The organism is Paenibacillus sp. BC26, from assembly GCF_900116125.1.
Classification (GTDB): Bacteria; Bacillota; Bacilli; order Paenibacillales; family Paenibacillaceae; genus Paenibacillus_Z; species Paenibacillus_Z lignilyticus.
The window spans coordinates 270,817-296,845 of the sequence record NZ_FPAD01000001.1 but is presented as its reverse complement, the minus strand read 5'-3'; the positions used below and the strand labels follow the sequence as shown (position 1 = coordinate 296,845).

Here is a 26,029-nt window from a genome sequence, read left to right as displayed (position 1 = left end):
TTATGGACGGACAAGCGTTCCATCCGGTCTGCGGTCAAGTTTGTACGGAATATGATAAGCGGAACGACTCCATCCATCATCTACAAGCAATGCCGCTTTCTCCTCATCAATGTCGATCCCTAAGCCCGGCTTCTCCGACAAATAGAGATAGCCGCCTCTGCGCTCAACATGACCCGGGAATGCCTCGCATTCCGCTTCTCTGAAATGATTGATTTCTTGAATGCCGAAATTCCAGACGGCGCGGTCCAGATGAACGGCTGCCGCTTGGTTGACAGGGTCGTTCTCCCCGCCCTCCTGCCAGGCCGTCCGAACGCCGAAGTTTTCGCCTAGTGCGGCTAGCTTGCGGCAGGCACTGATGCCGCCGCCTTTGGACACGCGCACGCGGATGAAGTCGATGAGCCTCTCCGTAATGAGGTCGGTCCATTCATGCGGACTGGTGAACAGCTCCCCAACCGCTTGCGGCGTTGAAGACTGCTGCCTCAATTGGCGATACCAGCCGATCTGCTCCGGCGGCAATATATCCTCTAAGAAGAACAATTGATAAGGGTCCAAGCGTTTGGCCAGCTGTACGGCAGCAATCGGCTGCAGATGGGAATGAACGTCATGCGTAAACTGAATATCGTTGCCAAAAGTAACGCGCAGCTTCTCGAACATGGCCGGAATCGCGTTCATATAGATCGCTTCGTTGAACACATTGGCAGACCAGCTCGGAACCGGAACATTCGCTTGGTCTGCCGGTAAGAAGCCGCCGCCGCCATAAGAGCCAAGCTGACAACGGATAACCGTGTAGCCTTCCTCCTTATAGCGGTGAACCGCTTCGGTCAGCTCCTCTTGATCGCGTCCGTCCGCATGGCCATAGCATGGGACAGCCGATCTGCAGGCACCTCCGAGCAGCTGATAGACCGGCAAATTGGCCTCTTTGCCTTTAATGTCCCAGAGGGCCATATCGATGCCGCCGATGGCGGTTTGGGTGATGGAACCATGCCGCCAATACCCGCTCGTATGCATCATTTGCCAAATGTCCTCGATTTGGCCTGCCTCTCTGCCGATCAGCAGCGGAGCAAACAACTGCTCCACGACCTGAACGACGGCTTCCGGATTAAACATATCCGTCGCCGAGCCGATTCCATACAATCCGTCTTGATCTGTCGTTACTTTTACGATAGTCCAACTGCCGTCATGCCGTGTTCGGATACATTTCACACCTGTGATCTTTGCCACTGTTTGCTCCTCCGATTCTTGGACCTATGAATGGAATTTAACTGCTCATAGGTGCATTTCGTTATAGATTGTGACCGTTCCCAAGGATGTCGTACCGTTATAGCGCATCAGATTCATCACGTTGACCAAACCGCTGTCCACTTTCACGGTGTATCCGCCGGAGCCGAGATTATCCGTTCCTAAGTTGAATGCGTTTACCGTTCCCGACTGCACAACTAGCCCGTTCTTGGAGCCGTAGGCAAAAACGTTAACCAGCTTCTCATCGGAAGCTCCGTTCACGGTGACCAGCGTCTCATTCGGTCTCGTAAACGCATCGATGACCTGCGAGAAGACGTTGCTCTCCACGACCCAGCCGGGAATGTTGTAGCCGGTGCGGCACACGGCGTTGCCGTTGGTGAGGATGCCGGTGATATAACCCGACGTACTGAGCCCTACAGTAATACCATTCTTGAACAAGGTCCCTTGTACCTTCTCCACATAGTGGTTATCATTGCGATTTGTCATCAAATCAATGGCGTTATACGAGTTGGGCAAGCCCACATTAACAATGTATACGCTGCTGCCGTTGCCTCTAATCGTATAAGGGAAAGCTTTTATGCCTGCTGCAGGATTATTCTCCGGATAAAACACGCGCAAGCCGCGCAAACCGGCTGTATTCCCGTTCAGCGTAATAAAGGCCGTGCTTGAATCCGGTGTTGTCGTATCCTTGCCTTCATAAGCGAACAGCACCGTGCCGGCGCTTGATCCGCCTTGATCTCTCGTCGGCGATGATGCCGAGCCGCGAAGCTCTACATTGGCCGGAACGGTCAAGTGCGTGCTGACTTTGAACCAGCCTGCCGGCACGTAGACGACACCGCCGCCGGCGCTTCCCGCGGCGTTCAGTGCAGATTGGATCGCGGAAGTTGCATCCGCCGTCGGCAATGCAGGACCGCGCGAGGAGGAGAACGGCGCATTGTAAGGCGCTTTGGTGACATCGTACAGTACAGCGCGGCTGACCTTCGGCGTAGCGGCAGAAGGGGACACCACCGGCGATGTTCCCGGACCTGAGATCGTTACCGTGCCTGATGTGGCACCGGTCAAATCAGAGTCCGTCACTTTCACATAACCGGCCGTGTTGTTCTGAACGGAAGCGGTGCTGCCCTTCAGCACGCTGCGCAGGAACGATACGCCCCAGCGGGTATCCATATTGTCCACCTTGACCGCAATATTCGTGTTCTGGATATTCGCCCAAATAAAAGCGCCCGAGAACTGAATTCGCTGGCCGGTGACGATGTTGATGCCGATATTGAAGTCGGATGCCTCCATCGCATAGAACTGATCCCATTCCAAGTCGCCAAGCGCGAACGCAGTGGCATTCGTGCGCGTCCAGTTCTTAATCGTTGTCGCACTCGGCGCATTGTAGGAAGCTCCCGCATTGGCCCAATACGAGCTGTTGAAATTCACATGCTCCCAGGTGCCGACGTCTGCGCCGTTATAAGCTTCTACACCCCGGTACAGAATGGTACCCTTCACGTTCTTCACTGTCGCTTGCTCATGAACCTGCGAACCTCCGCTATGGTCAGAGGCCATTGTGCTGATGCCGATCCCCCGGTACGAATTAAGCATCGTCACGTTCATGATGGACGCTGTCATATAATTCTCGCTGCCGATCCAGGCATTGCCCGGAATTTCGAAGGTGTAGTTGTAGTGAACCGGACTTGTTGCATTCTGGTTCGGGTAGTACACCGTCAAGCCCTGTACGGATGCGCTGCCCCCGATGCGGAACAGCACCGGTCCCGAATCGCCGGATGCCAGATTCGCGGCGATTACGGTGCCGTAGCTCCCGCTTCCGCTGTCCGCATCCCGGTAATCGCCGCGAACGGAGCAGAATGCTTTGACCTGAATCGTACCGGATACTTTGTACGTACCTGCGGGCAGCCACACCGTTCCGCCGCCGTCGTTGTAGCAAGCATCGATTGCATTTTGAATGGCTGCGGTCGCATCGTTTACCCCCGTGTTGTCCGCGCCGAAGGCTGTAACATTGTAATCAGAAATAACAATGTCGCTCGTCGGATAGAGCGTGCTGACAATGACGCTGTTGCGGACGGAGCTCGTCGTCGTTGTATTGGAAATCGTAATATCGTCGATATACCCGCGGAAGTTGCCGGTACTCCCCGCACGGTCGTAAGCAACCCAGATGCGGTCGATCGTCTTCCCGGCATTCTGCACGCCGAAGTTCGAATTAATCGGCGACCAAGCATTGAGCGGAATCGTGCCGCCATGACCGCCGGCCGGATGAACGGTATTCCCGTTCTGATCCACCGAACCGCTGTCGCGCAGCGTCGAACCGTCCGTGAAATGGAAATCAACGGCCATATACCTGCCGTTATCCTGCTGCGGATAGATATAATATTGCAGCTTGGACGCCGATGTCACGGGAATGTTGACAGTGAACACCTTGAAATACGCATACGTCGTCGAGCCGCCGTTCGCGTTGCCTGAGTACATAAGCGCCGAGGTGCCCGTATGCGCCTGCTCGCCCGAACGAGGTGAAGCCTCAGGTGAAAGGCCTGACGATATGCCGCTCACATTTGAAGAAAAATCAATGGTGTCCGAGAAGTTTGGCGCGGTTTGACCGGATTCCAAGCCTGTCGTGAACAGGACGGTATCCGCCGATGCCGCAAGCGGGATGAACGGAAAACAGGATACAGCGAGTAAGAAAGCCATGATGAGTGGGGAAAACCTCTTCTTCATGATCTACACCCTTCCCTATTTGTAATCGTTTACAAATAAAGTATAAGGAGTCTCGCCGCACCTTGTAATGAGTCAATCCAATCGTTATCTGAGGCATATTTAGCTGCTTGCCCGGCAAAAAATCCGCACCCTGTGAGAGGCGCGGATTTCTCGATTATTTCTTCGAAGCCAAGTAAGCATCGATTTGTTTTTGCGCTTCCGAGATGATTTTATCAAGGCCGTTTGCTTTCTGCTTCTCGATGTAATCCGCTACTGCTTTATCGACATCCTTGGCATTTCCGTATTCGATCGGTTTGTGGAATTCCTCGATCGCTTGATCGCGTTTGGCCACTTCGTTCTTGATGTTGTCTTCGGAGATGAACAGTCCGTCTACCGGGGAGTTTACGTTAACCGGCAACGCTGCGAATTCCGCTTCATGTACCCAGAAGTCTTTGCCGTAGGCAGGGTTTGGACGCATGAACTGCGGCTTCCACAGTGCCCATTGGCCGCCCCACTCCATGTAGTTGGACGTCGTCGTTTGCATGCCTTCCGGATAGTTCGCGGTTTCGCCGTCGATCACATAGGTTTTGCCTTCGATGCCGTATTGCACGAGGTCATAGAGTGTTTTGTCCGTTTCGAGCATATCTAGGAATTGCAGCACGCGATCCGCATGCTCGGAATTGCGGTTGATCGCTACAACGTTAGCCAGTGCTGTACGGTTGACGTATTTCTTGTCTGGATAGAGCAGCGAGCTGGACAGCTTGTAGGACGGATCCGCGAAGCCCGGGTTTGCGTTCACCCATTCATGCGAGGAGTCGGTGTAGAACATTTTGCCGTTTCTCCATTGCGCCGCGCCGTCTTCTTTGTCGATCATGGCATCTCTGTTGATGATGCCGTCGTCGTACCATTTCTTCGCCATAAGCGCTGCTTCTTTGTAGAACGGTTGTTGTTCAACCGGTTGGATCTTCACAGCCGGATCATTCAGGTAGAAGCCCATGCCGTGGAAGCCAAGGTCAACCCACTCATCGCGCTCCATGTAGATGCCAAGCGGCGTGGAACGGGACAGCTTATCTTTCGGGAACGCTTCTTTCAGCTTGTGCAGGAACGCATCGAGATCTTCGATGGTTTTGATGGAGTCCACAGCCGGCGTGATGCCTGCTTTATCGGTCAGATCCACCCGCCATACCGCATATTTACGTTGGTTCATGCTCATCGTCCAAGGAAGGCCGACGATTTGACCGTTAACCGTTGCAGCCGTGAGCGTGCCTTGTTCTTGATATTTGGCAAACAAGGTCGGTGCGAATTTCGGAAGGAGATCATTCAGCGCCATGTAGGAGCCTTTGGCAGCCATCTGCTTATAGGAGAGCCAATCGCCGTCAAAGTTCATGTCCCATTTATCGCCGGAAGCGGCCATAACGAGCATTTTGTCTTTAAAGTCGCCAAACGGGATAAAGTTGATATCGAATTTCACGTTAAGGCCTTTTGTTTTCACGTAATCGCTGACTGCAGACCAAACTTCATCCGTAGCCGCTTTCTTGTCACCGCCAAAATAAAACTTCAGCGTTACTTCCTCTTGCTCCTTAGCTGTATTATCCGTCGTTGCCGCTGCATTGTTCGTATCTTCTGCGGATGCATTCGTGGTGTTGTCAGCCGCTGCATTGGTGGTACCGGATGAATCTCCATTGTTTTTGCTGTTCTCATTGTTGCCGGAACTACATGCTGATACTAATAGGCTAAGCATAAGCACAATCGTGAGCAGCAGTGGAAGCTTCGCGTGCATCTTCTTCATCGTGTACCTCTCCCCTTGAGCTTGTTTTTTATACTATCCAGCGCCCCGGTAGCGCTGTTATAGCTGCTGCGATTTGTTATCCTTTCACTGCACCGACCATCAAGCCTTGGACAAAATACCGCTGCAAGAACGGATACAAGAAGATGATCGGTCCGATCGTCACGACCGTAAGCGCCATCTTGATGGACTCGGACGGCAGCTGCGCGGAAATGCGCTGCATATCGGCGGCGTTGCTGGAGCTTCGGAGGAACTCCACATTCGAGACGAGCGTTCGGAGGAGCAGCTGCAGCGGCTGCAGTTCTTGCTTATCGACGAACATGAGGCCGAGAAACCAATCGTTCCAGTACCCCAGTGCGACGAACAAGCCGACCGTGGCGAGAACCGGTTTGGATAGAGGCATGATCAGCTGGTAGTAGATGCGGTACTCGCTGGCTCCGTCCATTTTGGCGGATTCATAGATGTCCTCCGGGATGGAGAACAGGAAGTTGCGGATCAGAAACATATTGAACGCGTTCGCCAGCGGTGGCAGAATCATCGCGAAGATCGTATCCTTCAGGTGCAAATAGTTGACGCAGACGATGTACCAAGGCACTAATCCGCCGCTGAACAGCATCGTGATGATCACGTAGATCGAGAGGATGTTCCGGTATTTAAAAGAACGCCGCGCCATCACGTACCCGCCTAAGCTGGTCAGGAAAACCGATAGCACCGTACCTGCAACCGTGACGAGCAAGCTAATTCCGTAAGCATCCACGATACGATTGGAGCCTAGCAGCAGGATCTCATACGACATAAACGTGATATGCCTCGGGAATAGCGAGTAGCCGTTGTTGATAATATCGTTCTCCGTTGCGAGCGAGCCGGTAATGACCATGAGAAACGGCAGCAGACAAGCAAGGCTGAACAGGGAAATGATGACGATTATGATCGTTTGCGAGATGGATATACGTTTTACCGGCATGGTGCCCCTCCTCTTATGTTCGTTCACGGAGTGAAGTTAGAAAATCGCCGAGTCCTTGTCGACCTTCCTTGCCGCATAGTTGCTGCCAAGCACGAGGACGAAGGCAACGACCGATTGGATAAAGCCGGCTGCGGAGGCCATCCCGATATCGCCGGACTTCCGTAAGCTTCGATAGACCAGCGTATCAATTACATCTGTTGTCGGATAGAGGAGAGAAGCATCGCCGACCATGGCGTAGAACATCCCGAAATCCGCATTCATGATTCGCCCGACGGCGAGTAAGGTGAGGATGATAATCGTCGGCCTCAGCATCGGAATGCTGATGAACCGAATTTGCTGCCAGCGGGATGCACCGTCGATGGAAGCGGCTTCATAATAGGAGTTGTCGATGCTCGTGAGCGCGGCTAAATAAATAATGGTGCCGTATCCGGTTACTTTCCAGCGAATGGCGATGGTCAGAATAAGCGGCCACAGCCCTGCTTCGCTGTAGAAATCGATGGGCTGGAAGCCCAACCATTCTACAATGCGATTGATCGCGCCATTCTCATAGTTGAGCAGATTGTATGTAAAGACGCCGACAACGATCCAGGAAATAAAGAAAGGGAGAAACGTGATCGACTGCGTAATCCGCTTAAAATATTTGTTGCGCACTTCGTTCAGCATCAACGCAAGTCCCACCTCGAAAACGAGCCCTACTGCGATGAACAAGCCATTGAGCAGAATCGTGTTTCGAACTGCGCGCGAAGCGGCATCCGAAGAGAGCAGGTAGTCGAAGTTGTTGAGAATGGGCTGCGCCCACGGACTGCCGAAGATCCCTCTGGCAAAATCGTAATTCTTGAACGCGATGATGAGACCCGCGAGCGGCAAGTAGTTGAAGACAAGGAGCAGGATGCCGACCGGGAGGAACATCACGTAGAGCGAGTGGTTCCGCATGAGGTCGGAGACGAAGCTAGATCTCTTGCGATAGACAGCTGCAGATATCGGTTTATTCACAACTTCGCTGCTTGGTTTCATTGGCGTCCTTACCTTTCTTGTTCGTGTTTGGTAGCTGCTTATCGTTGCTATAATCATCATAATGGATGGCCTTCCATGCTACTATGAGCCAAAATTAAACTTTGTGGTGTAAACTTGGCCTCTGTCAGAAACTACCTAAGCATGTGTTGCTCTGGAAGCTACACATTCTCGGAATTCGACTACTGCCCGTTTATGTGTTGCTCTGGGAGCTACACATTCTCAGAATTCACTAACTAGCCGCTCATGTGTTGCTCTGGGAGCTACACATTCTCGGAATTCGACTACTAACCGCTCATGTGTTGCTCTGGGAGCTACACATACTCGGAATTCGCCTACTACCCGTCATGTGTTGCTCTGGGAGCTACACATTATCGAGATTCGCCTACTACCCGCTCATGTGTTGCTCTGGAAGCTACACTCATTCGGTAATCGGTCTCTCTCTTCCACCTAATTCACCTGTTCCCCGCCAATGTGCGGTAACTGTTACCTCTCTTACGGTTACTTCAACCGTTCGCCACCAATGTGCGGTAACTGTTACCTCTTTTACGGTTACTTCTACCGTTCGCCACCAATGTGCGGTAACTGTTACCTCTCTTACGGTTACTTCCCCCCTCCCCCACCAATGTGCGGTAACTGCTACCTCTTTTACGGTTACTTCACCCGTTCGCCACCAATGTACGGTAAATGTTACCTCTCTTCCACCTAATTCACCCGTTCCCCACCAATGTGCGGTAACTGTTACCTCTCTTCCACCTAATTCACCCGTTCCCCTACCATTGTGCGGTAACGGCTACCTCAATCTCCCCTGCAACCAGACGCCTAAACAAAAGGGCACCTATTCCAACCTCGGAATAGTGCCCTCTCTTCGCTTCCCCTCAAGCCCGCTAATTCTGCTCCTCATCCGGCTCCATGATCGGGTGGCGCAGGACGATGCGCGTGCCGCTTCCTGCTCTGGCCTCGATCTGCAGCGTATAGGCCTCGCCAAAATATAGCTTCAGCCTGTCGTTCACGTTGCGCAGGCCGACGCCGCGGCGCTTGGCGACAGGGACGGCCTTCTCCTCCGGATGGGTCAGCTCCTGCAGCACCGCCTCCGGAATGCCTTGTCCGTTGTCGCTCAGCTCAATGACAATATCCGTCCCCTCGCGGCGGCCGGTCAGCATGATCTTCCCCTTCTCGGGATTGCTTCGAATGCCGTGATGAATCGCATTCTCCACTAACGGCTGCAGCAGCAAGCGGAGAAACGGCGCATGCAGCACCTCTTCATCGATCGAAATCAAGAACCGCACCTGGTTGCCGAGACGTGCCTGCTCGATGCGGACGTACGCCTTCACTTGTTCGATTTCCCTCGACACCGTCGTAATCTCCTTGCCTTGATTGAGGCTCAGCCGCAGCAAATTACCCAGCGAGGAAACCATTTCGCTTATATCCGGCATGTTATGGTACTCCGCTTTCCACCGGATCGACTCCAGCGTATTGTACAGGAAATGCGGATTAATCTGGTGGCTCAGCACCTGAAACTCCAGCTCTTTCTTCGTTCGTTCCGCTTGCGTCGTCTGGTCGAGCAGCTGCTGGATTTTGCCGGTCATGTTGTTGAAGCCCCGATACAGCCAGCCGATCTCGTCTCTGCGGTCCGATGGCGGCAGCATGAATTGGAACTCGCCGGACTCCAGCTTGCGCATGGAACGAACCAATCTGTGCAGCGGATGGGTGAAATACAGCGTCATATAGATAACGACCCCGATACAGCAGATCAAATAAATGATCAGGAAGAAAACAAGCAGCTTATCCATTTCCTGAATCGGATGCGTCAGCTGCTCCAGAGGCGTCGTGCTTACCAGCATCCATTGCTCCGTATCCAGCTTCACATACGTAACGAGCTGCTTCACTCCGTCAATCGTGAGCGTCTCCGCTTTCTGCGTCGAGGCTGCTATCGAATCGATGAGCCGCTTCGACGGAATAAGCTTGCCGGCCAGCTCATTATCTGCCGTGTCATAGAGCACATAACCGCTGCGCGTCATCAGGAACATCCGCTGCCCCTTCATCCGCTGCGATGGCGTGAGATACCGTTTCAGTTGATCCTCCGTCAAATCCGTAATGACGATCCCCCGCGCAATTTGGTCGTGCAGCCCGGTAAACCGTTTGATTTTGGACAGCATCGGTCGAAAATACGTGCTTTCCGTCGGCATGAACAAATGCCATGTCGGCGTAATCGTCTTCTGTGCCGCTTTAAACCAGCTGCTCGTCTGAAAACCCTTCTGTTCATCCAGCGTGTTGATATACATGGGATGTTTGTCCGGATCAATCGGAAATACCCGTACGCGAAAAGCATCCACCTGCGACTTCGACTGATCGAGCAGCAGCATCATGCCGGAAATAAAAGCACTCTCATCCTTCGTCGGGGTCATCGAGTTCTCCATCAGCTGCTGAAACTTCGTGTTCCCGATGATGCCGTTAATCTGCTCGTTCAGCTGATTGAGGTAGCGATCCAGATTCCGCTTGGATTGAAGCATGTAGTCCATCGAGAAGGAGGCGTTGGCATTCGAGATCCCTTCAACCGACTTGATATGCGCGTAATATGCGAAGAGCAGAAACGGCACGATGATGATCATGAAGAACATGCCAATCACTTTATTGCGTAAAGAGGCCGCTTGCTGAAGCGTATAGCTACTCATCGATGATTCCTCTCAGCTTCCGATATTCTTTCGGCGTATGGCCGACGTTCTTCTTGAACAGCTTCGTAAAATGAACCGGGTCACGATAGCCAACCTCTTGCGAGACCTGATAGATTTTGCTCCCGACGTCGCCTAACATCTCCTTCGCCTTCTCGATCCGCACCTCGGTCAAATATTCCAGGAATGTCTGCTGCTTCTCCTTCTTGAACAGCTTGCTGAGCCACACCGGCGTAACATGAACCTCCAGCGAAACGGTATGCAGCGTCAAATTATCCCCATAATTCCGCTGGATGACCTTCTCCGCTTCGGATATAATCTGGCTCTGAGGCACCCAGTTTTTCCTGAAATCCGCGGCTATGGAAACCAGGTAGCTCTCCACCTGAATGCGCAGCGAATCGAGCGTATCGTACTGCTCCAGCCGATCCCAGATCGCGATGGGATTGCGTTCCCAGCCCCGTTCTTTCCACCCGCCGGCGGCAGCTTTCTTGAACAGCTCCAGCAGCCACTCGAATATCTTCTGCTGCATATCTTTAATGTTGGTCGCGCCCCATGTCCGAACAAATTCGGGAAATGACTGCATGACTGTCCGGATTTCCCGATCGGAGCCATAACGAATGAGATCGAACATTTCATTGACGTTGCCGATCGACAGCTCCGAGAACTCCGCATCGACGCCGAGATCCTGACGAAGCAGCAGCCGATTGCCGCCGTATACGGCCTTCTGCTCCAGAATATCAGCCGCTTCCTGCCGCATTTCATGCAGCTGCTTAATGCCGCCGACCGTTGAGGCGAGCCCGATGCTGACCTTCACTTTGACATAGCCGTTAATCCGTTCGATGCACGTAACGGCAATATCCTTGATGGAACAAAGCTGTTCCTGATGATTGCAGCTGAGAACGATCACGAAACGGGATTTCGCATCGCTGTACATGCAGGCCGGATGCGCATATTCCTCCTGCAGTGTCTGCTTCACGACATTGCTGATGCCGAACAAGACAAGCTCCTTCTCCTTGCGATACAGCTTCCCTTGGTCAATGGCCTTCAGATCATCCACTTCAATGAGCATGAGCGCGAGCTTATGCTGCGTCAGCCACTCCAGCTGCAGATTGCCGAGCCTATGCATCATGCGCGATTCCCAGTAAGGGTTATACTCGTTCTCCGCCGCTTCGCGAACGACTTCCTCCTGCATTTTGGGCAATGCAAAATGAACCTGGTTCTCCAGCAGCAGCTTATTCTGTTTATCGAGCCGTTCCTCGCGAATTTGACTAAGCGCCTTGTGAATAACCTGCGACAGCTCTTCGATATTAATCGGCTTGAGCACATAATCGATGGCGCCAAGCTGCATCGCATGCTTCACCAGATCGAAATCATCATAGCCGCTGATGACGATCGACTTGCCCGAGAAATTGCCCCGCTGGTGCAGGGACTGAATAAATTCGAGACCCGACATGCGGCTCATTTTGATATCCGTCACAATCAAGTCCGGGTTTAACTGCTCGGTCAGCTCAAGCGCGGTTTCACCGTCGTCGGCCGTATATATTTCATCCAGATTGATGCCAAAATCCACCCAAGGAAAACGAAGCCGCAGCCCTTCCCTGATTTCCTTCTCATCATCTACAATCAGCACCCGATACATGTTCTCTCATCACCCTTTACCGAGTATGTATGCGACTTCAACATGAACGTACCGTTATCTTATCGCTCTTATTTCCAGGGAGGCAATGGGGGATTATTATCTTTATCAGGTCAATCGAAACCAACTTTGGAAGCGCTTTATTACAGTTCGACAACAATTGCGCTTTCCCTGCCCCCCTGGTTTGCCCATGCAACTTTGAGGCCATTATGAATAATGGCTTGGATGCCGCATTTACCTTCGTATGGAAAGGCGGTAGAATAGGGGTGTTTGGTGTTGATCCGACGGCCTCCCCCCATCCCATTACGATAGCGAGGAATTATCATGAATCAAGAAACAATGGAACTGATGCGTACGTTAACCGAATTTCAGGCGGCATCCGGCTTTGAGCGGGAGCTGCGGAGCTTTGTTCGCGGTGAGCTTACGAAATATACAGATGAAATCGTGCAGGATCGGCTTGGCAGTATCTTTGGCGTAATGCGCGGCGATGAGAGCGGTCCGGTCATCATGGCGGCAGGTCATTTGGACGAAGTCGGCTTTATGATCACGGGCATCACGGAGAACGGCATGCTCAAATTCCAGACGCTTGGCGGATGGTTCAGCCAAGTGCTGCCTGCGCAGCGCATTCAAGTGATGACCGAGAATGGGCCGATCGTCGGCATCATCGGAACGACGCCTGTTCATCTGCTCGATGAAGCAGCGCGCGGCAAGCCGCTGGATGTGAAGGGCATGTATATCGACATCGGCGCGGACAGCCGCCAGCATGCGGAGGAAGTCGGCGTGCGCATCGGACAGCAGGCTGTTCCCTATTGTCCGTTCACCCCGCTTGCGAATCCGAAGAAAATCATGGCCAAATCTTGGGATAACCGCTACGGCGTCGGGCTTGCCATCGAGCTGCTGAAAGAACTGCACGGACAGAAGCTTCCGAATGTGTTGTATGCCGGGGCAACGGTACAAGAAGAGCTCGGACTGCGCGGTGCCAAAACAGCATCCGCCATGATTAAGCCGGACCTGTTCTTCGCGATGGATGCCAGCGCGGCCAATGACATGAACGGCGACAAATCCGCCTTCGGTCAGCTTGGTCAAGGCACCTTGCTGCGTCTCTATGATCCAAGCATGCTGACGCATCGCGGCATGGTGGAGTACGTGCTGGATATGGCGCAAACGCATAACATTCCATATCAATATTTCGTTTCCCAAGGCGGAACGGACGCCGGAGCGGTACATACGCAAGGAATCGGCATCCCTTCGACGGTTATCGGCGTTTGCGCAAGGTACATTCATACCTCCGCTTCCGTTCTTCACACCGATGACTATGACGCAGCCAAGGAGCTGCTCGTGAAATTGGTGCAGCATTGCGATCGCACGACTTACCAGACGATTATCGACCGCTCGTAAGCAGCGTTCTAAAGCAAAAGACCAGTGACCGTTCGCGCAAGCCGAACGGTCACTGGTCTTTTTTGATTAGTACTATTTTCTATTTCGCAGATCGAAACATTACGCTGCATCTATTCGTCCATAAAGTGAAAGCATAAAGGATAGAAAGGATGATGGTAATGCAAGCACATATTGGTAAACGATTTAATGTCTGGTACAGGCTGACATCAGCCGTTCTCATAGCCGTCACCGTATTAACTGCAGTTGGCTGCAGCCGATCGGATCAAGATAAGAGCACTACGGAGCATCAGGTCAGCAATTTGCCAACGATCACGAGTCAAATCAAAGCCGGAACCAACCCGTTCGAAGTAGCCGGCATCGAGGATCCACAGGCATTCTTCGACGTATTCAACGCGGTCAAAACAGCCATTGCCGAAGGTGACAAGGTCACTGTAGCCAATCATATTCTGTATCCGCTCCGAGTGAACGGCACATCAGGCTCGCTGCTGATCAAGACGCGTCGCGATTTTGTCGATCAATACGACGCCATTATCGACAAGTCGATCAAGCAGGCGATCGCCGAGCAGTCAGCAGACCAGGTATTCGTGAATTATCAAGGCGTCATGGTCGGCAACGGCGACATCTGGTTCGGCGGCAGCGCCGATAAACCCCAGGTGATCGGAATCATCGCGATTAATCACGATATCCGCTGACGGTTGACGTTGAATAATCCCGCCGACGTCGCCCGCGCCGCGCTGAACTACTGAAACAATTTTCGCTGATAAGCGGCAATGCTTGCGTATTCGTCTGTAAGCTTCTCCGATAGGCGCAAGTAGATAGGCAGCAGCTCCTCATAGTGGGCTGCTGCTTCTTTATTTGGCGTAAGCTCGAACGTGGAGCCCATCATCTTCGAGACAACCGACAAGGAACCGGCACGGCCGATCGCCATTAATCCGAGCACCACCGCTCCCAAGCAGGAGCTCTCGAAGCTCTCCGGAATGACGATTCGCTGCCCCAATATGTCTGCCATCATCTGGCGCCATAGCGAAGAACGGGCAAATCCGCCTGTGGCATGGATTTTGGCCGGCTTACCGATCGTTTCCTCCAAGGCATGGAGAACCGAATATAAATTGTAATTAATGCCTTCCAGAACAGCACGCATCATATGTTCCTTGCGGTGATGCAGCGACAGACCGAAGAATGAACCGCGCGCATTCGGGTTCCACAACGGCGCTCGTTCTCCTGTCAGGTACGGGTGAAAAATCAATCCGTCCGAGCCGGGACGCACCTTCTCCATCATTTGCGTCAGCACATCGTACGGGTCTAAGCCCATACGCCTTGCTTCCTCCGCTTCTGCCGAAGCGAGCTCATCTCTGAGCCAGCGGAAGATGACGCCGCCATTGTTAACCGCCCCGCCGATGACCCATTTGTCCGCCGTCAGCGCGTAACAGAAGTAACGGCCCTTCGGATCCGTCACGGGTTTATCGACAATCGTGCGGATCGCGCCGCTTGTACCGATCGTAAGCGCCACGACGCCGGGATCAATCGCATCCACGCCCAAGTTGGACAGCGGTCCATCGCTTGCACCTACAACGAACGGCGTACTCGGCAGCAATCCGATTTGTTGCGCCAATTCAGCATTCAGCCCGGTAAGCACATGCGTCGTCGGGACCAGCTCCGACAGCCGGTCGCTCGTAATGCCCGCAATCCGAAGCGCTTCCTCATCCCAGTCCAACTGCTCCAGATTCATCATTCCGGTAGCCGAAGCAATCGAATGATCGACGACATAGACGCCAAACAGCTTGAAGAAGACATATTCTTTAATCGAAATGAACTTCTTCGCACGTCCGAACAGCTCCGGCTCGTCGTGTCGCAGCCACAGCAGCTTCGTAATCGGCGACATCGGATGAACCGGCGTGCCCGTCCGAAGATAAACCTCATGACCGCCCATCTCGTTCTTGAACTTGGCCGCCCATGCCGCGCTGCGATTATCCGCCCAAGTCAAACATCTCATAATCGGCTTCCCATCGGCATCGACCGGAATCACGCTATGCATGGCCGAGCTGAAGGAAACGAACAGCACATCCGCGGCGTTTACGCCTTGCATTATTTTCGTCATTGTGGACACGACCGCCGCAAAAATCTCATCCGGATCCTGCTCCGCCACTTCCGGCGTCGGCGTGTAGAGCGGGTACTCCACATGTGCCGAGGTGACGATACTGCCATCCTCCCGGAACAATACGGACTTCGTGCTCGTTGTCCCAATATCCACGCCAATCATATAGTTCAACTGTTCGCTCTGCATCGCTAATCCTTCTTCCCCGCTAACAAATTCAAGTTGCGCGCGTTGTATAGAGTATGTATTTCGGTAATCATCACTTTCCATGTAGTATATATTCCTTGCCTTTATAGCGCAATGTTGCAGGAGCGTTCTGCAGCTGAAAAAGCCGCCCATGCTCCCCTTATAAGAGAAAGCATGGACGGCTCACAATTATTCGTTCAATCTTTACAGCAGATCCCAATCAAACATAACGCCAATCGCCGAAGTGCGATCCTTCATCAAGAAATCATACGCAGCAGGTGCCTCAAGCGGCGAGTATGTATGGGTCATCAAATGCTCGAGGTTCATTCGGCCTTGAAGCAGGTAGTCGTAGAATACGGCCGTCATTTGATCGCCGGTCACGCCGTTATAGTTGCGCGTCATGCTGGCATGAACGCCGAGAATGGCGACCGAGTTCGATACGACGCGCGGTCCGATTACTTGCTTGGACGGCTGGGTTGTATCGCCCAGCAGCACGACACGGCCCATTTCCTTCGCGAGCAGCGTAGCCGGCGCCAGTACAGCCGGATGGCCTGTGATATCGTATACCACGTCGCACATGCTTCCGCCCGTGATGCGGCGCACTTCTTCGGCCGCTACATCAGCAGCAGCGCAGATCGTATGCGTCGCTCCGCTCTTGCGGGAGAACTCCAAGCGAGATTCCGCCTGATCGATTGCAATGATATGTCTGGCGCCGGCAGCTCTCATATACTGCACGACAAGCTGGCCGAGCAAGCCTTGGCCGATGATGGCAATCGATTCGCCAAGCTTCAGCTCCGCGCGGCGCGTGCCCACTTGCGTAATTTGTCCAAGCGTCAGCCAGGACGCCTGCTCATCCGTGATGCCGTCCGGGATCAGCTTCGCGTTGCTTGCGTGAGTGTTGAAATACTGCCTGTGCGACATATTGGATGTAATCCGGTCGCCTACCTTCAAGCCCTCAACGCCTTCGCCCACTTCTATAATTTCAGCGGCCATGGAATACCCCGGGTTAAACGGATACTGGACCCATGACTCCCAGTTCGTATTCGTATCGAAAATCCCGCGCAGGCAAAGCGTTTCCGTACCGGTACTGATCAGCGACTTTCTGGCTTTGCAGCGAACCTCGCCGGGCTGCAACGGGGCAAGCTCTGCTTCGCGAACTTCAACGACTTGCGCCGCAGGAAAAATAACATTCATGGAATTCATACGATCCATTCCCTCCCATTCGTCTATACGGACATTGTAGGAGAAAAGAGTACGCTTACAATAGAGCAGTTTTATCGCTATAATGATCATTTCTTTAGGTTATCGTTTCCTGCATGAAGCGGCGGTACTGAATGGGAGCCATGCCGGTATACTTTTTGAACAGCCTTGTGAAGTTCGTCACCTCCGAGAAGTGAAGCGCCTCCGCCACCTGCGTAACGCTCATATCCAAATCCGTGAGCAGCAGCGCTTTGGCCTTCTCAATTCGCAGCCTGCGCTGCAGCCCGATCGGCGACATGCCGTACAGCTCCTTGAATCTGCTGCTGACGTAAGCCGTGTTCAAGTGCAATTGCTGTGCCATCTCCGTTAACGAGAGCGGCTTCTCCGGCTGCTGCACGATTTGGCACAGAATGCCGAGGAAGCTCTGCTGCGAGGCAGCCGTATCCGCAGCCGCTCGCTGCCCAATCGCCTCGTCGAACAAGAGATATAACAGCTCAAGCGACTTCGCTTTCTGCAAAATCGCCGCCGGCAGTGACGAAGCGTTCCGCCTCGATTCCATGAGCTGCTCGAAAACCGTCTCAAAGCGTTCCTTCTGTTTCAGCTGATAAATATACGGAATTTGGAACAGCGGCAGCACATCCAAGACCCGCTCCACTTTGTAAGTAAAATGCCACCACAGAATAACCGCTTCGTCATCGGTATCTTTATATTGATCATGGATCAAATGAGGAGGAATGAAGATCACGCTGCCCGGTACGATCTCATAGACCGCATCGCCGATCCGCAGCTTGGCCGTGCCTGTTTTGTGATAGGACATCATGTACTCACTCGAGAATGCCCGGTCACGGAAGTTCATTTCCCTGCGTGTATGAATGGCAAACTCCGACACGTTCAGCTCCGCCTGTTGAAGGAGCTTTATCAAGTACTGATTCACTTGTAATCCCCATCCAATCTATCTGTCTGCCTGTTTAGCTGTATCGTCGCAGGTTCCTTTCATTCTAGCATAGGGTCACGGGATCGAGGGATTGCCATTCTTCAAACGGTCGAATTCATAGATAGCTTGCAGCTTAAATTCGCCGTCCATATGATCCCTATGAAAAAGGCCCATGTATCCGACATCGGCGAAAATCATCGTTTCCACGGAAGTCTTCTCGTCGCTGCGGCTGGACTGCCAGTAATAATGCAGCTGCTGCGGCGCTTCATACCACAGCCAATCCAAATCCTTCATCGCCTGATTGCGATGCGTCAGCACCCAAATTTGGAACAGCACATGCGGGTCCTTGATATCGATTTGCGATGCAAGTTTGACAGTCTTTAAGCGTTCCGCTTCCTTCTTAAGCAGCTCATGGATCTCCGAATCCGCGGTAACGGTCGTAATGGAGCGCACTTCATTAAACTGTGAGGCATATTGATCTGCCTTGGCATGCACACGCAGCTCATGGAACGAGAGGGTGGGCAAATAGAAATTTGCCGTAACCGTTACAAGGCCGAAGAGCAATGCTTTCAGCAAGAAGCCATGCTTCTTCTTGTTCATGTAAGACAGTCCGATGATGAACCCTACGGGGATCAGCACCTTGCTAATATTGACGTAGAAATTGCATAAGCAATAGAGCGCGACGATCATCAGCCACATCCGCAGCGTCATCGCTTTACGCTGATCGAGATAGGAAACCAGAAGAAGAGCCAGCAGGCCGAACCAAATCATGATGTTCATGAATTAACGGATTCCGCGAACGATGTTCGTGTCGGTCGAGACGAAGGACACATTTTGCCGGTAACGCAGCTCCAGCTCTTGATCGCCGAATTGAACTTCAAAAGTCACGATAAAAGGCGTTTCGATAAAACGCAACGTAATGAGCAGCGTATCCTGCTCCTGCCAGGTAAAGCTCGACACCGCGCGCTGCTTGCCAAACGCGCTGGGCTCCGGTTGAAGGAGCTTGCCGCTGCCTTCCTTCCATGTACCGCGTCCGCTATTCACGATATAGTCACCGGTTGCTGCACCCTCGAGCGTCATTACGACCTCGCCTCGCTCGAAGTGTAACGTAAGTGATTCCCACTGCTGCGGGTTCTCATTCAGCCGGTATTTATTGCCGGACACAAGTTCCTCCCGCGCTGAGCCGTTGCCGAATACCGGCGGGTGAAGCGCTAAGGATGCAAGCTGCGTCGATAGCCGCGCGGCTTGATCGCCGTTTGCCCCCAATGGGAGCGCTCGATCCTCGATATCGGGGAGAATATGCGTCCAGATGGCATCCAACACGCCTTGCATGTCATTCGTGCTGCTCGTAATGGCGATCACCATGTCTTGTTCCGGCATGACGATGCAGAACTGGCCGAATGCCCCATCTCCGCGGTACGCACCATGTCGGCATTGCCAGAACTGATAGCCGTACCCTTGCGTCCACTCGTTGTCTCCGCCATCGCCATTCTCGATTTGCTTCGAGGTCGCTTCCTCAATCCAAGCCTCGGAGATGAGCCTCTTGCCTTCCCAGAGTCCCTTCTGCAAGTAAAGCTGCCCGAACTTGGCGACGCCTTCCGTCGTTAGCGCCAATCCCCAGCCGCCGATGTGGATGCCGCGAGGACACTCTCCCCATGTCGCGCCAAGAATGCCCAGCGGTTCAAACAATCGAGGCTGCAGGTAATCGAGCAGCTTCTGTCCGCTTACCTTCTGAAGAATCGCCGACAGCATATAGGTCGCTCCGCTGTTGTACACGAAATGAGTACCCGGCTCCCGCTCCACAGGGGCATTCAGAAAAGCACGCACCCAATTGCCGTCCTCGCTGGTTATAAGGTTCACAATGGTGTCTGTTTCATGGCCGGTTCCCATCATGAGCAAATCGCGAATACGCATCGCTTGCAGATTCAGCGACGGGTCCAGCGGAGTCTCTTCCGGGAAGTACGAAATGACGGTGTCATCGATCGACAGCAGTCCCTCCATCGCTGCCATACCGATTGCAGTGGAGGTAAAGCTCTTGCTGAGCGAGAACATCGTATGCGGGAGCTGCCTCGCATATGGCGCCCACCAGCCCTCGGCAGCTACGTGGCCATTACGCATGATCATGACGCTATGAATTTCGATGTGACGTTTCTGCCAATCATTCAGCAAGGCCGTAATCGCCTGCGGACGAATGCCCAGCTCTTCCGGCCGGCTTCTCGGCAGGCGCTGCTCTGTTTTTGTCATTTTGGGGAACCGCCTCTCAAAGTTGTGGCTTGTTATCCTGATTTTCATGGCTGCCGAACTCTTTCCAATTGGTCTTGATTTGGTTCATAAGCTTGGCAAGCGGACGTTCGAACTCTGCAGCAACCAGATAGCAAATGCCTATAATTAGTGCGAACCTGCTCATGACTAAGGGACCGTTACCTACATAATCCAGCATGGCTTCGAATAATTCGCTGTTCCATGAAGTGACGTTCGAGCCGAATATAGCAGCTGTCACATACCAGATGCCATATAGAAAAGCTGCAATACAGATCAAAATAATACCGACTGTTCTCCTTTGCATACATACCTCCCGCGAGATGATGGCAGCGCTACAACAACAAACTGGATAATCCAACTCTCAATTGGTATTGTATCCCATCTCCACTGGGTTGGCATTACTTTTCAGTTGACGCACTGGAGCTCATCCTTAACCTGCTTTGATCGTACGTACCCGGCCTTCTGCGCACAAATCCAGCCAGTACTTCCCTTCTGCCGCATCCGGCTCTGTCGCATCAAGCAGCCATTCCGGCGTTGGCGTTTTCACTATTGATTCTTATTCGGCTTCGCCTCTGTCGAAACCTGTTCGATGCCGATCCTCGGAGCAATAAAAAAAAGCAACCGCACTTCCCACAAGGGTGATGCAGTCGCTTTATACGGACATCATTTATCAAGTCAACCAACTAACGCCCATCTCTTCCAATGAACCTCTCCATCCCGCAGGAGGCTCATGATTGGAGACGATGCACTGAATATCCGTCAACTCGGCGATCCTCGCGACCGTTCGTTTGCCTATCTTCGAGGAATCGGCGACGACAATCGACGTTTCCGAACAGCGAATCAGCTTGCGCGTGAATAACGCCCGTTCGAAGTCGTAGCTCGTAATGCCATTCTCGAGCGAGACGCCATCCACGGAGAGGAAGGATTTGTGCACATAGAAGTCCTCCATCACTTTCTCTGCGATCGGTCCCGAAACCCGCATATGCTTACTGTCGACTTCTCCGCCGATGAAGATCATTCTTCCGTCGAACAACCCTCTCTTCTGGTAATCAATAAGAAGAATAAGCGTCGGAATGGAGCATACGAGAATGGTAAGATTGCGTTTGTCTGCCAGGTGGTGAAGGATCTGCATCGCCGTGCTGCCTTCGTCGATTACGATAACGTCATCATTTTCGATCAAATTGGCAGCCAGCATGCCGATTTTCCGCTTCTCTTCGGCATGAATAACCTCACGTTCGTGATAAGCAGGCTCGAAATCCGTCTGAACCTTGACCGCTCCGCCGTACACCTTCTTGAGTTTGCCATCCTTCTCAAGATCATCGAGGTCGCGCCGAATCGTCTCCGTCGTCACCTCAAACTTAAGCGCGAGCTCGTTAACCTGAACCTTCCCTTGGATGACCAACATCTCAAGAACGCGTTTCTTTCTTTCCTCACTTGCCAGTGACATGCTGCTCACCCCTTGATCGTTATAGTGCCATTATAGCAAAAGGGGATTCAATCGTAATAGCTTCCGCTTTCATCTATCGATACTGCATCAGATTGAGCCCGTTCGCAGTCGAATCAAATACATGGAACTTATCGTCACGGAATCGAATATGGACGATGTCGCCGGAATGAACATCGGCCTCGTTATCGGCCAGAAAACGAATCATGCCCTCCAGCTTGTTTTCCGGATCGATGACTTTCACCAGCTTGCCGCTGCCCAAATGCTCGATGAGGTCAACCTTCATCGGAATCCCCAGCTTGTCCGCAGCATGGGTCAACGTAATATCATGTGGCCGCACGCCCAGATGAACCTGCTTGCCAATATGTTTAACATCTAATTTGCGCGTTTCCGGCAGCGTGTATGGAAACCCTTTCGTCACGATCATCTGCACGCCATCACGCTGTTCGATTTTCCCCGCAATCAGGTTCATCGGCGGGTTGCCGAGGAAGCTGGCGACGAACAGGTTTACCGGGTGGTTAAACAGTTCCTCAGGCGGTGCATATTGCTGGATCTTGCCTCCATTCAGAATCGCGACACGGTCGGAGATCGCGAGCGCCTCCTCCTGGTCATGCGTCACGATAATCGTCGTCACGCCGAGCTGACGCTGCAGCTTGCGGATTTCATCGCGAACGTCCAGCTTCAGCCGCGCATCCAGATTGGACATCGGCTCGTCGAGCAGCAGAATCTCGGGGTCTTTCGCCAAGGCGCGCGCCATCGCTACCCGCTGCTGCTGACCGCCGGACAGCTGCGACGGCTTGCGGTCGAGCAGATGGTCGATCTGCAGAATTCGGCCCATTTCCTTCGCGCGTTCATAGGCCTGCGCCTTCGGTATTTTACGCTCCCTCAGCGGGAACGCGATATTGTCGCGCACCGTAAGATGCGGGTACAAGGCATAGGACTGGAACACCATCCCGATGTTGCGATCCTTGGGCTCCACGTGGTTAACCATCCGGTCTCCGAAGAAAATTTCGCCCGAGGTTGGCTTGAGGAGTCCCGCAAGCATCATCAGCGTTGTCGTTTTGCCGCAGCCGGAAGGGCCGAGCAACGCAACGAATTCCCCTTTTGGAATTTCCAGGTCGAGCCCGTCTACGGCTCTTCCGCTCTCTTTTTTGCCATCGTAGGATTTGACGATATTCCTCATTGTAATCACGATTGTTTCGCCCCTCCCATATTGACCTTCATAAACATCTTCTGCGTGAAAATATAGAACAGCACAACCGGCAGCGTATAGAACAAGCCAATAGCGGTAATCAAGCCGTAGTTCATGATATGGTTCTCCTTGGTGACGAGCTTCGCCAAGTAACCGGCCAGCGTCAGCATTTTATCATCGAAGATGAGCAAGGTGAAGAGAAACCACTCGCCGTAAGCGCCTAGGAAAGCGAATACCGCGATCGCCCCGATGCCGGAAAATACATAAGGAACGAGCACTTTCCGGAATGCGCCGAATCGGCTGGATCCATCGACCATAGCGGCCCATTCAATATCCCAAGGCACCTCGTCGAAGAACCCTTTCATGATATACACCAAACCCGGAAGCGAGCCTGTTGTTGCCACGAGCATAACGCCGAGGTAGGTGTTCACCAAGCCCATTTTGACCAGGATAAAGAACGTTGCGATAATGAGCGTAATACCGGGAAACGAACGCATCAGGAACAGAAACTTCAGCGCCGCCCCCTTGCCCACAAAATCCAGCCGCGAGAACGCATAGGCGGTCGGCACCGATATCCCAACCTCGATTGCGACAATCAGAAGGGAGTAGACGATGGTATTGAGCACAATCGGCCAGATCATCGGCAGCTTCACGCCGGAATACTCAACCGGAGAGGTAAAGAAAGAGAAATTATCGAGCGAGAACTCCCCGGTCGTGAAATTCATCGTCGCTGCGAGAAAATACCAAACGATCATGGCGGCAATCGGAAGCGTAAATAGCGTCATATAAGTGTGCACAAGCACTTTCTTTAACGTGCTGGTCGACATCGGGATTCACCACCGGTCTTCTGGATTAGTCTTCGATACGAGAAGGCTTGATCATCTGATCGAAATCGAACAGGCGGATCAATAGCAGCGTCAGCACGAAGGAAATGAACACGACGATCAGCGATACCGCTGCCCCGTAGCCATAATATTTGAGATTGAATGCTTGCTGGAATGCGTATAGCGATAAGGTCGTCGTATCCCGCATCGGACCGCCGTTCGTGAGCAGCATGATGAAGAAATACGAGGATACGAAGCCGATTAAATCCGAGATCGTGATATACATGAGCGGCCACTTGAGGGTCGGCAGTATGATTTTGAGAATGACGGATTTCTCGCTTGCGCCATCGACCCGCGCCGCCTTGTACAAATCCTCCGGAATGGAGTTGATTGCCGAGGACAATAAGATCATGCCGCCTGATACCGTTGAAACGATGGTCGCCAGAATGACAATGGCCATCGCGCCTTTCGTAAACCAAGAGACCGGCTCCGAAATGACACCCATATTTTGCAGAAATTCGTTAATCAAGCCGCCTTCGGTCGGATCGAAAATAAACTTCCAGAAGGTGACGTACACGACGGACGGAATGATACTCGGGATAAGCCAAAACACTCTATAAATGACAGCCGTCACTTTGCCTTTAAGAAAATATTGCGTCGCAATGGAAATCACAAGCGCAAAGAGCAGCGAGATGACCAAAGTAAGAATGGCGAATACGGCGGTATTACCTAGAATTTGCGGCAGGTTATAGTCCGTGAATATGCGTTTGAAATTGGATAAGCCGATGAAATGCGGTTTCATGGACGCGTTCAGATCCGTGAAAGCCATACCTACCGTCGCAATCGCCGGTAAGACGAAGAAAACGAAGACGAGCAATGCAAACGGCATGATAAACAGATACGGATAAATGATTTTGCGAACAGGTTTCTTGTACGGCTTTGATTCGAGCGCTTGTGCTGAGTTCATTTCGTTGCGGCCTCCATCCGGTGTGCAGCGTGCTGAGAAAAAGGAAAGGCGCCCGCGTCGGGAGTTGAGCGCCTGTTCCTCTTATGCCTTATTCCTCAATGATTAGATGATCGGCTGGTACGTTTTGCTTAACTTCCTTCTCGAACAATTCATAAGCTTCTTCAGCCGTTGCGTTTTTGGTCAAGATCGCATCGATGCCAAGCGTGTAGCCTTTGGTGAATACGGCGTAATCCGGGAGAGCCGGACGCGTCTTCGTGAACTCAACCAGGTAAGCGTGATCCTTATAGAAGGACATTTCCTTGAAACGCGCATCCTCTTGCGCTTCCGGCGTTACCGGCAGCTTGCCGCTCACGACCGTATGGTTAATTTGCAGGTCCGGAGCCAGCACGTTCTCGATTAAGCGCTGTACATAAGGCATTTTCTCATCGTCAACGGTAGGACCAACGAAGATCATAGCTGGGTTACTATAGGACACCGGCTTGCCGCCTTTGGTCGCGGAAGGAACCGGGATCCAAACTACGTTCTGATCGAACCATGTGTTGTAAGCTTGCACATCATCTTTCATGCCGTTTGCTTCGCGCATCATTTGGTAGAATTCCGTACGCGCGAATTGTGCGAAGATCTCGCCTTTTACGAACATGGGTGCGGACATGTCTGTGTCAACATCGCCGATATTCTCTGCGATAACGCCGCGTTTCTTGGCATCTGCCCAGAATGCGTAGACGTCCTTCGCTTTGGGCGTCAGCATCATTTTGTTCTGCGCCGCATCGTAGTTTACGAAGTCAAACGCGTAGTTCCAACCCTCGAAACGAGTATCCTCTACGGCGAAGCCGATCTTCACGAGCTTCTTCTTCTTTGCTTCATCGGCAAGGTTAACCAGATCTTGGAAGGTAAACTCGCCGCTGTCGACTTTGGCTTTCAAGCCGTCGATTTGGTCTTTCGTCCAGCCGATGCCTTCCAGTGCTTTACGGCTGATGAAAACCGGTGAAGCATCCATATCTTGAATCGCGCCATAGTAGTGGCCGTCGTAGCTCATAATATTCGTGTAGGATTCCGGTACGCTCTTGAACACTTCAGAATCCTTCACCCAATCGATATCGCGGATCAGACCCGCGTCCTTCTCCCAACCGATGTCAACGCTGGAGTTGATGAAGACATCCGCGACTTTGCCGGCTTGTGCTTGCAGGACGAGCTCGTCGTCGCCAATGCCCGGCCACCAATCGAGCTTCACTTGTACGTTCTCGGAAGCCAGCTGCTCGTTTGTGCGCTTCTCTGCTTCGATGAAGTTATCTTTGCGTGCTCCCCATGTATTCTCTCGAACCGAAATCGTCACGACCTTAGGTTCCGTGTTTCCCGTTGAGTTCGCATTGTTAGCAGGAGCATTAGCGGATGTGTTTGTGTCGTTGTTGGCTCCGCAGCCCGCCAAAACCCCCATACCTATAACCATTGTCAAAGCAATTCCAGCAAATTTCTTCACAGCTTATACTTCCTCCTTCGAATCTCTCGAATTGATGCCTTACAAGAT

Annotated in this window: 20 protein-coding genes; 2 read left to right on the top strand and 18 right to left on the bottom strand. The window is 52.6% G+C overall.

Features of this window, described 5'->3' with window-relative positions; translation table 11 throughout:
* The 7 genes from BM412_RS01340 to BM412_RS01310 all read right to left on the bottom strand — a co-directional run bounded on the left by BM412_RS01340 (position 1) and on the right by BM412_RS01310 (position 12,005).
* The gene (locus tag BM412_RS01340) at positions 1-1,221 is read right to left on the bottom strand and encodes an enolase C-terminal domain-like protein (protein ID WP_091212906.1); all 1,221 of its coding nucleotides are present in this window, start codon (positions 1,219-1,221) and stop codon (positions 1-3) included.
* A 45-nt stretch (positions 1,222-1,266) separates the two neighbouring features.
* Positions 1,267-3,954 (bottom strand): glycosyl hydrolase family 28-related protein, encoded by a 2,688-nt coding sequence (locus BM412_RS01335; RefSeq protein ID WP_091212904.1) that lies wholly within the window; start codon positions 3,952-3,954, stop codon positions 1,267-1,269.
* 154 nt (positions 3,955-4,108) lie between these two features.
* Positions 4,109-5,722 carry a DUF3502 domain-containing protein gene (locus tag BM412_RS01330; RefSeq protein ID WP_091212901.1) on the bottom strand — a complete coding sequence of 538 codons (1,614 nt, stop codon included), beginning with the start codon at positions 5,720-5,722 and terminating at the stop codon, positions 4,109-4,111.
* Positions 5,723-5,798: 76 nt separating this feature from the next.
* Entirely contained in the window at positions 5,799-6,683 is an 885-nt protein-coding gene (locus tag BM412_RS01325; protein ID WP_091212899.1) for a carbohydrate ABC transporter permease, read from the bottom strand.
* Positions 6,684-6,719: 36 nt separating this feature from the next.
* Entirely contained in the window at positions 6,720-7,676 is a 957-nt protein-coding gene (locus BM412_RS01320; protein ID WP_371264691.1) for an ABC transporter permease, read from the bottom strand.
* A 905-nt stretch (positions 7,677-8,581) separates the two neighbouring features.
* The gene (locus BM412_RS01315; protein WP_091212896.1) at positions 8,582-10,369 is read right to left on the bottom strand and encodes a cache domain-containing sensor histidine kinase; all 1,788 of its coding nucleotides are present in this window, start codon (positions 10,367-10,369) and stop codon (positions 8,582-8,584) included.
* Positions 10,362-12,005 (bottom strand): response regulator, encoded by a 1,644-nt coding sequence (locus BM412_RS01310; RefSeq protein WP_091212893.1) that lies wholly within the window; start codon positions 12,003-12,005, stop codon positions 10,362-10,364. Before BM412_RS01310 ends, BM412_RS01315 begins: the two co-directional genes overlap by 8 nt.
* 321 nt (positions 12,006-12,326) lie before the next feature.
* On the opposite strand from BM412_RS01310, the gene BM412_RS01305 reads away from it, so the two are divergent.
* On the top strand, positions 12,327-13,400 hold the full coding sequence (locus tag BM412_RS01305) for a M42 family metallopeptidase (RefSeq protein ID WP_091212890.1): 1,074 nt from the start codon (positions 12,327-12,329) through the stop codon (positions 13,398-13,400).
* Between the two features lie 158 nt (positions 13,401-13,558).
* Complete coding sequence (locus BM412_RS01300) at positions 13,559-14,092, top strand: hypothetical protein (protein ID WP_143111541.1); 534 nt, start codon at positions 13,559-13,561, stop codon at positions 14,090-14,092.
* Positions 14,093-14,139: 47 nt separating this feature from the next.
* Here the strand turns inward: BM412_RS01300 and gntK are convergent, their stop codons facing one another.
* The 11 genes from gntK to BM412_RS01245 all read right to left on the bottom strand — a co-directional run bounded on the left by gntK (position 14,140) and on the right by BM412_RS01245 (position 25,981).
* On the bottom strand, positions 14,140-15,684 hold the full coding sequence (gene gntK / locus BM412_RS01295) for a gluconokinase (RefSeq protein ID WP_091212884.1): 1,545 nt from the start codon (positions 15,682-15,684) through the stop codon (positions 14,140-14,142).
* Between the two features lie 201 nt (positions 15,685-15,885).
* On the bottom strand, positions 15,886-16,884 hold the full coding sequence (locus BM412_RS01290) for a zinc-dependent alcohol dehydrogenase (protein ID WP_177245601.1): 999 nt from the start codon (positions 16,882-16,884) through the stop codon (positions 15,886-15,888).
* Positions 16,885-16,978: 94 nt separating this feature from the next.
* The gene (locus BM412_RS01285; protein ID WP_091212876.1) at positions 16,979-17,815 is read right to left on the bottom strand and encodes a helix-turn-helix transcriptional regulator; all 837 of its coding nucleotides are present in this window, start codon (positions 17,813-17,815) and stop codon (positions 16,979-16,981) included.
* 75 nt (positions 17,816-17,890) lie between these two features.
* The gene (locus BM412_RS01280) at positions 17,891-18,595 is read right to left on the bottom strand and encodes a hypothetical protein (RefSeq protein ID WP_091212873.1); all 705 of its coding nucleotides are present in this window, start codon (positions 18,593-18,595) and stop codon (positions 17,891-17,893) included.
* 3 nt (positions 18,596-18,598) lie between these two features.
* On the bottom strand, positions 18,599-20,059 hold the full coding sequence (locus BM412_RS01275; RefSeq protein ID WP_091212870.1) for a serine hydrolase domain-containing protein: 1,461 nt from the start codon (positions 20,057-20,059) through the stop codon (positions 18,599-18,601).
* 16 nt (positions 20,060-20,075) lie between these two features.
* Positions 20,076-20,381: a hypothetical protein gene (locus tag BM412_RS01270; protein ID WP_091212868.1), complete on the bottom strand. Its 306-nt coding sequence runs from the start codon at positions 20,379-20,381 to the stop codon at positions 20,076-20,078.
* A gap of 366 nt (positions 20,382-20,747) precedes the next feature.
* A complete protein-coding gene (locus tag BM412_RS01265) occupies positions 20,748-21,524 on the bottom strand; it encodes a DeoR/GlpR family DNA-binding transcription regulator (RefSeq protein ID WP_091212866.1) in 777 nt (258 codons plus the stop codon).
* Positions 21,525-21,597: 73 nt separating this feature from the next.
* A complete protein-coding gene (locus tag BM412_RS01260) occupies positions 21,598-22,704 on the bottom strand; it encodes an ABC transporter ATP-binding protein (protein ID WP_091220065.1) in 1,107 nt (368 codons plus the stop codon).
* A gap of 5 nt (positions 22,705-22,709) precedes the next feature.
* Positions 22,710-23,540 carry a carbohydrate ABC transporter permease gene (locus tag BM412_RS01255; protein WP_091212864.1) on the bottom strand — a complete coding sequence of 277 codons (831 nt, stop codon included), beginning with the start codon at positions 23,538-23,540 and terminating at the stop codon, positions 22,710-22,712.
* Positions 23,541-23,565: 25 nt separating this feature from the next.
* The gene (locus BM412_RS01250) at positions 23,566-24,504 is read right to left on the bottom strand and encodes a carbohydrate ABC transporter permease (protein ID WP_091212861.1); all 939 of its coding nucleotides are present in this window, start codon (positions 24,502-24,504) and stop codon (positions 23,566-23,568) included.
* An 88-nt stretch (positions 24,505-24,592) separates the two neighbouring features.
* Complete coding sequence (locus BM412_RS01245; protein ID WP_091212859.1) at positions 24,593-25,981, bottom strand: ABC transporter substrate-binding protein; 1,389 nt, start codon at positions 25,979-25,981, stop codon at positions 24,593-24,595.
* Positions 25,982-26,029: the final 48 nt, after the last annotated feature.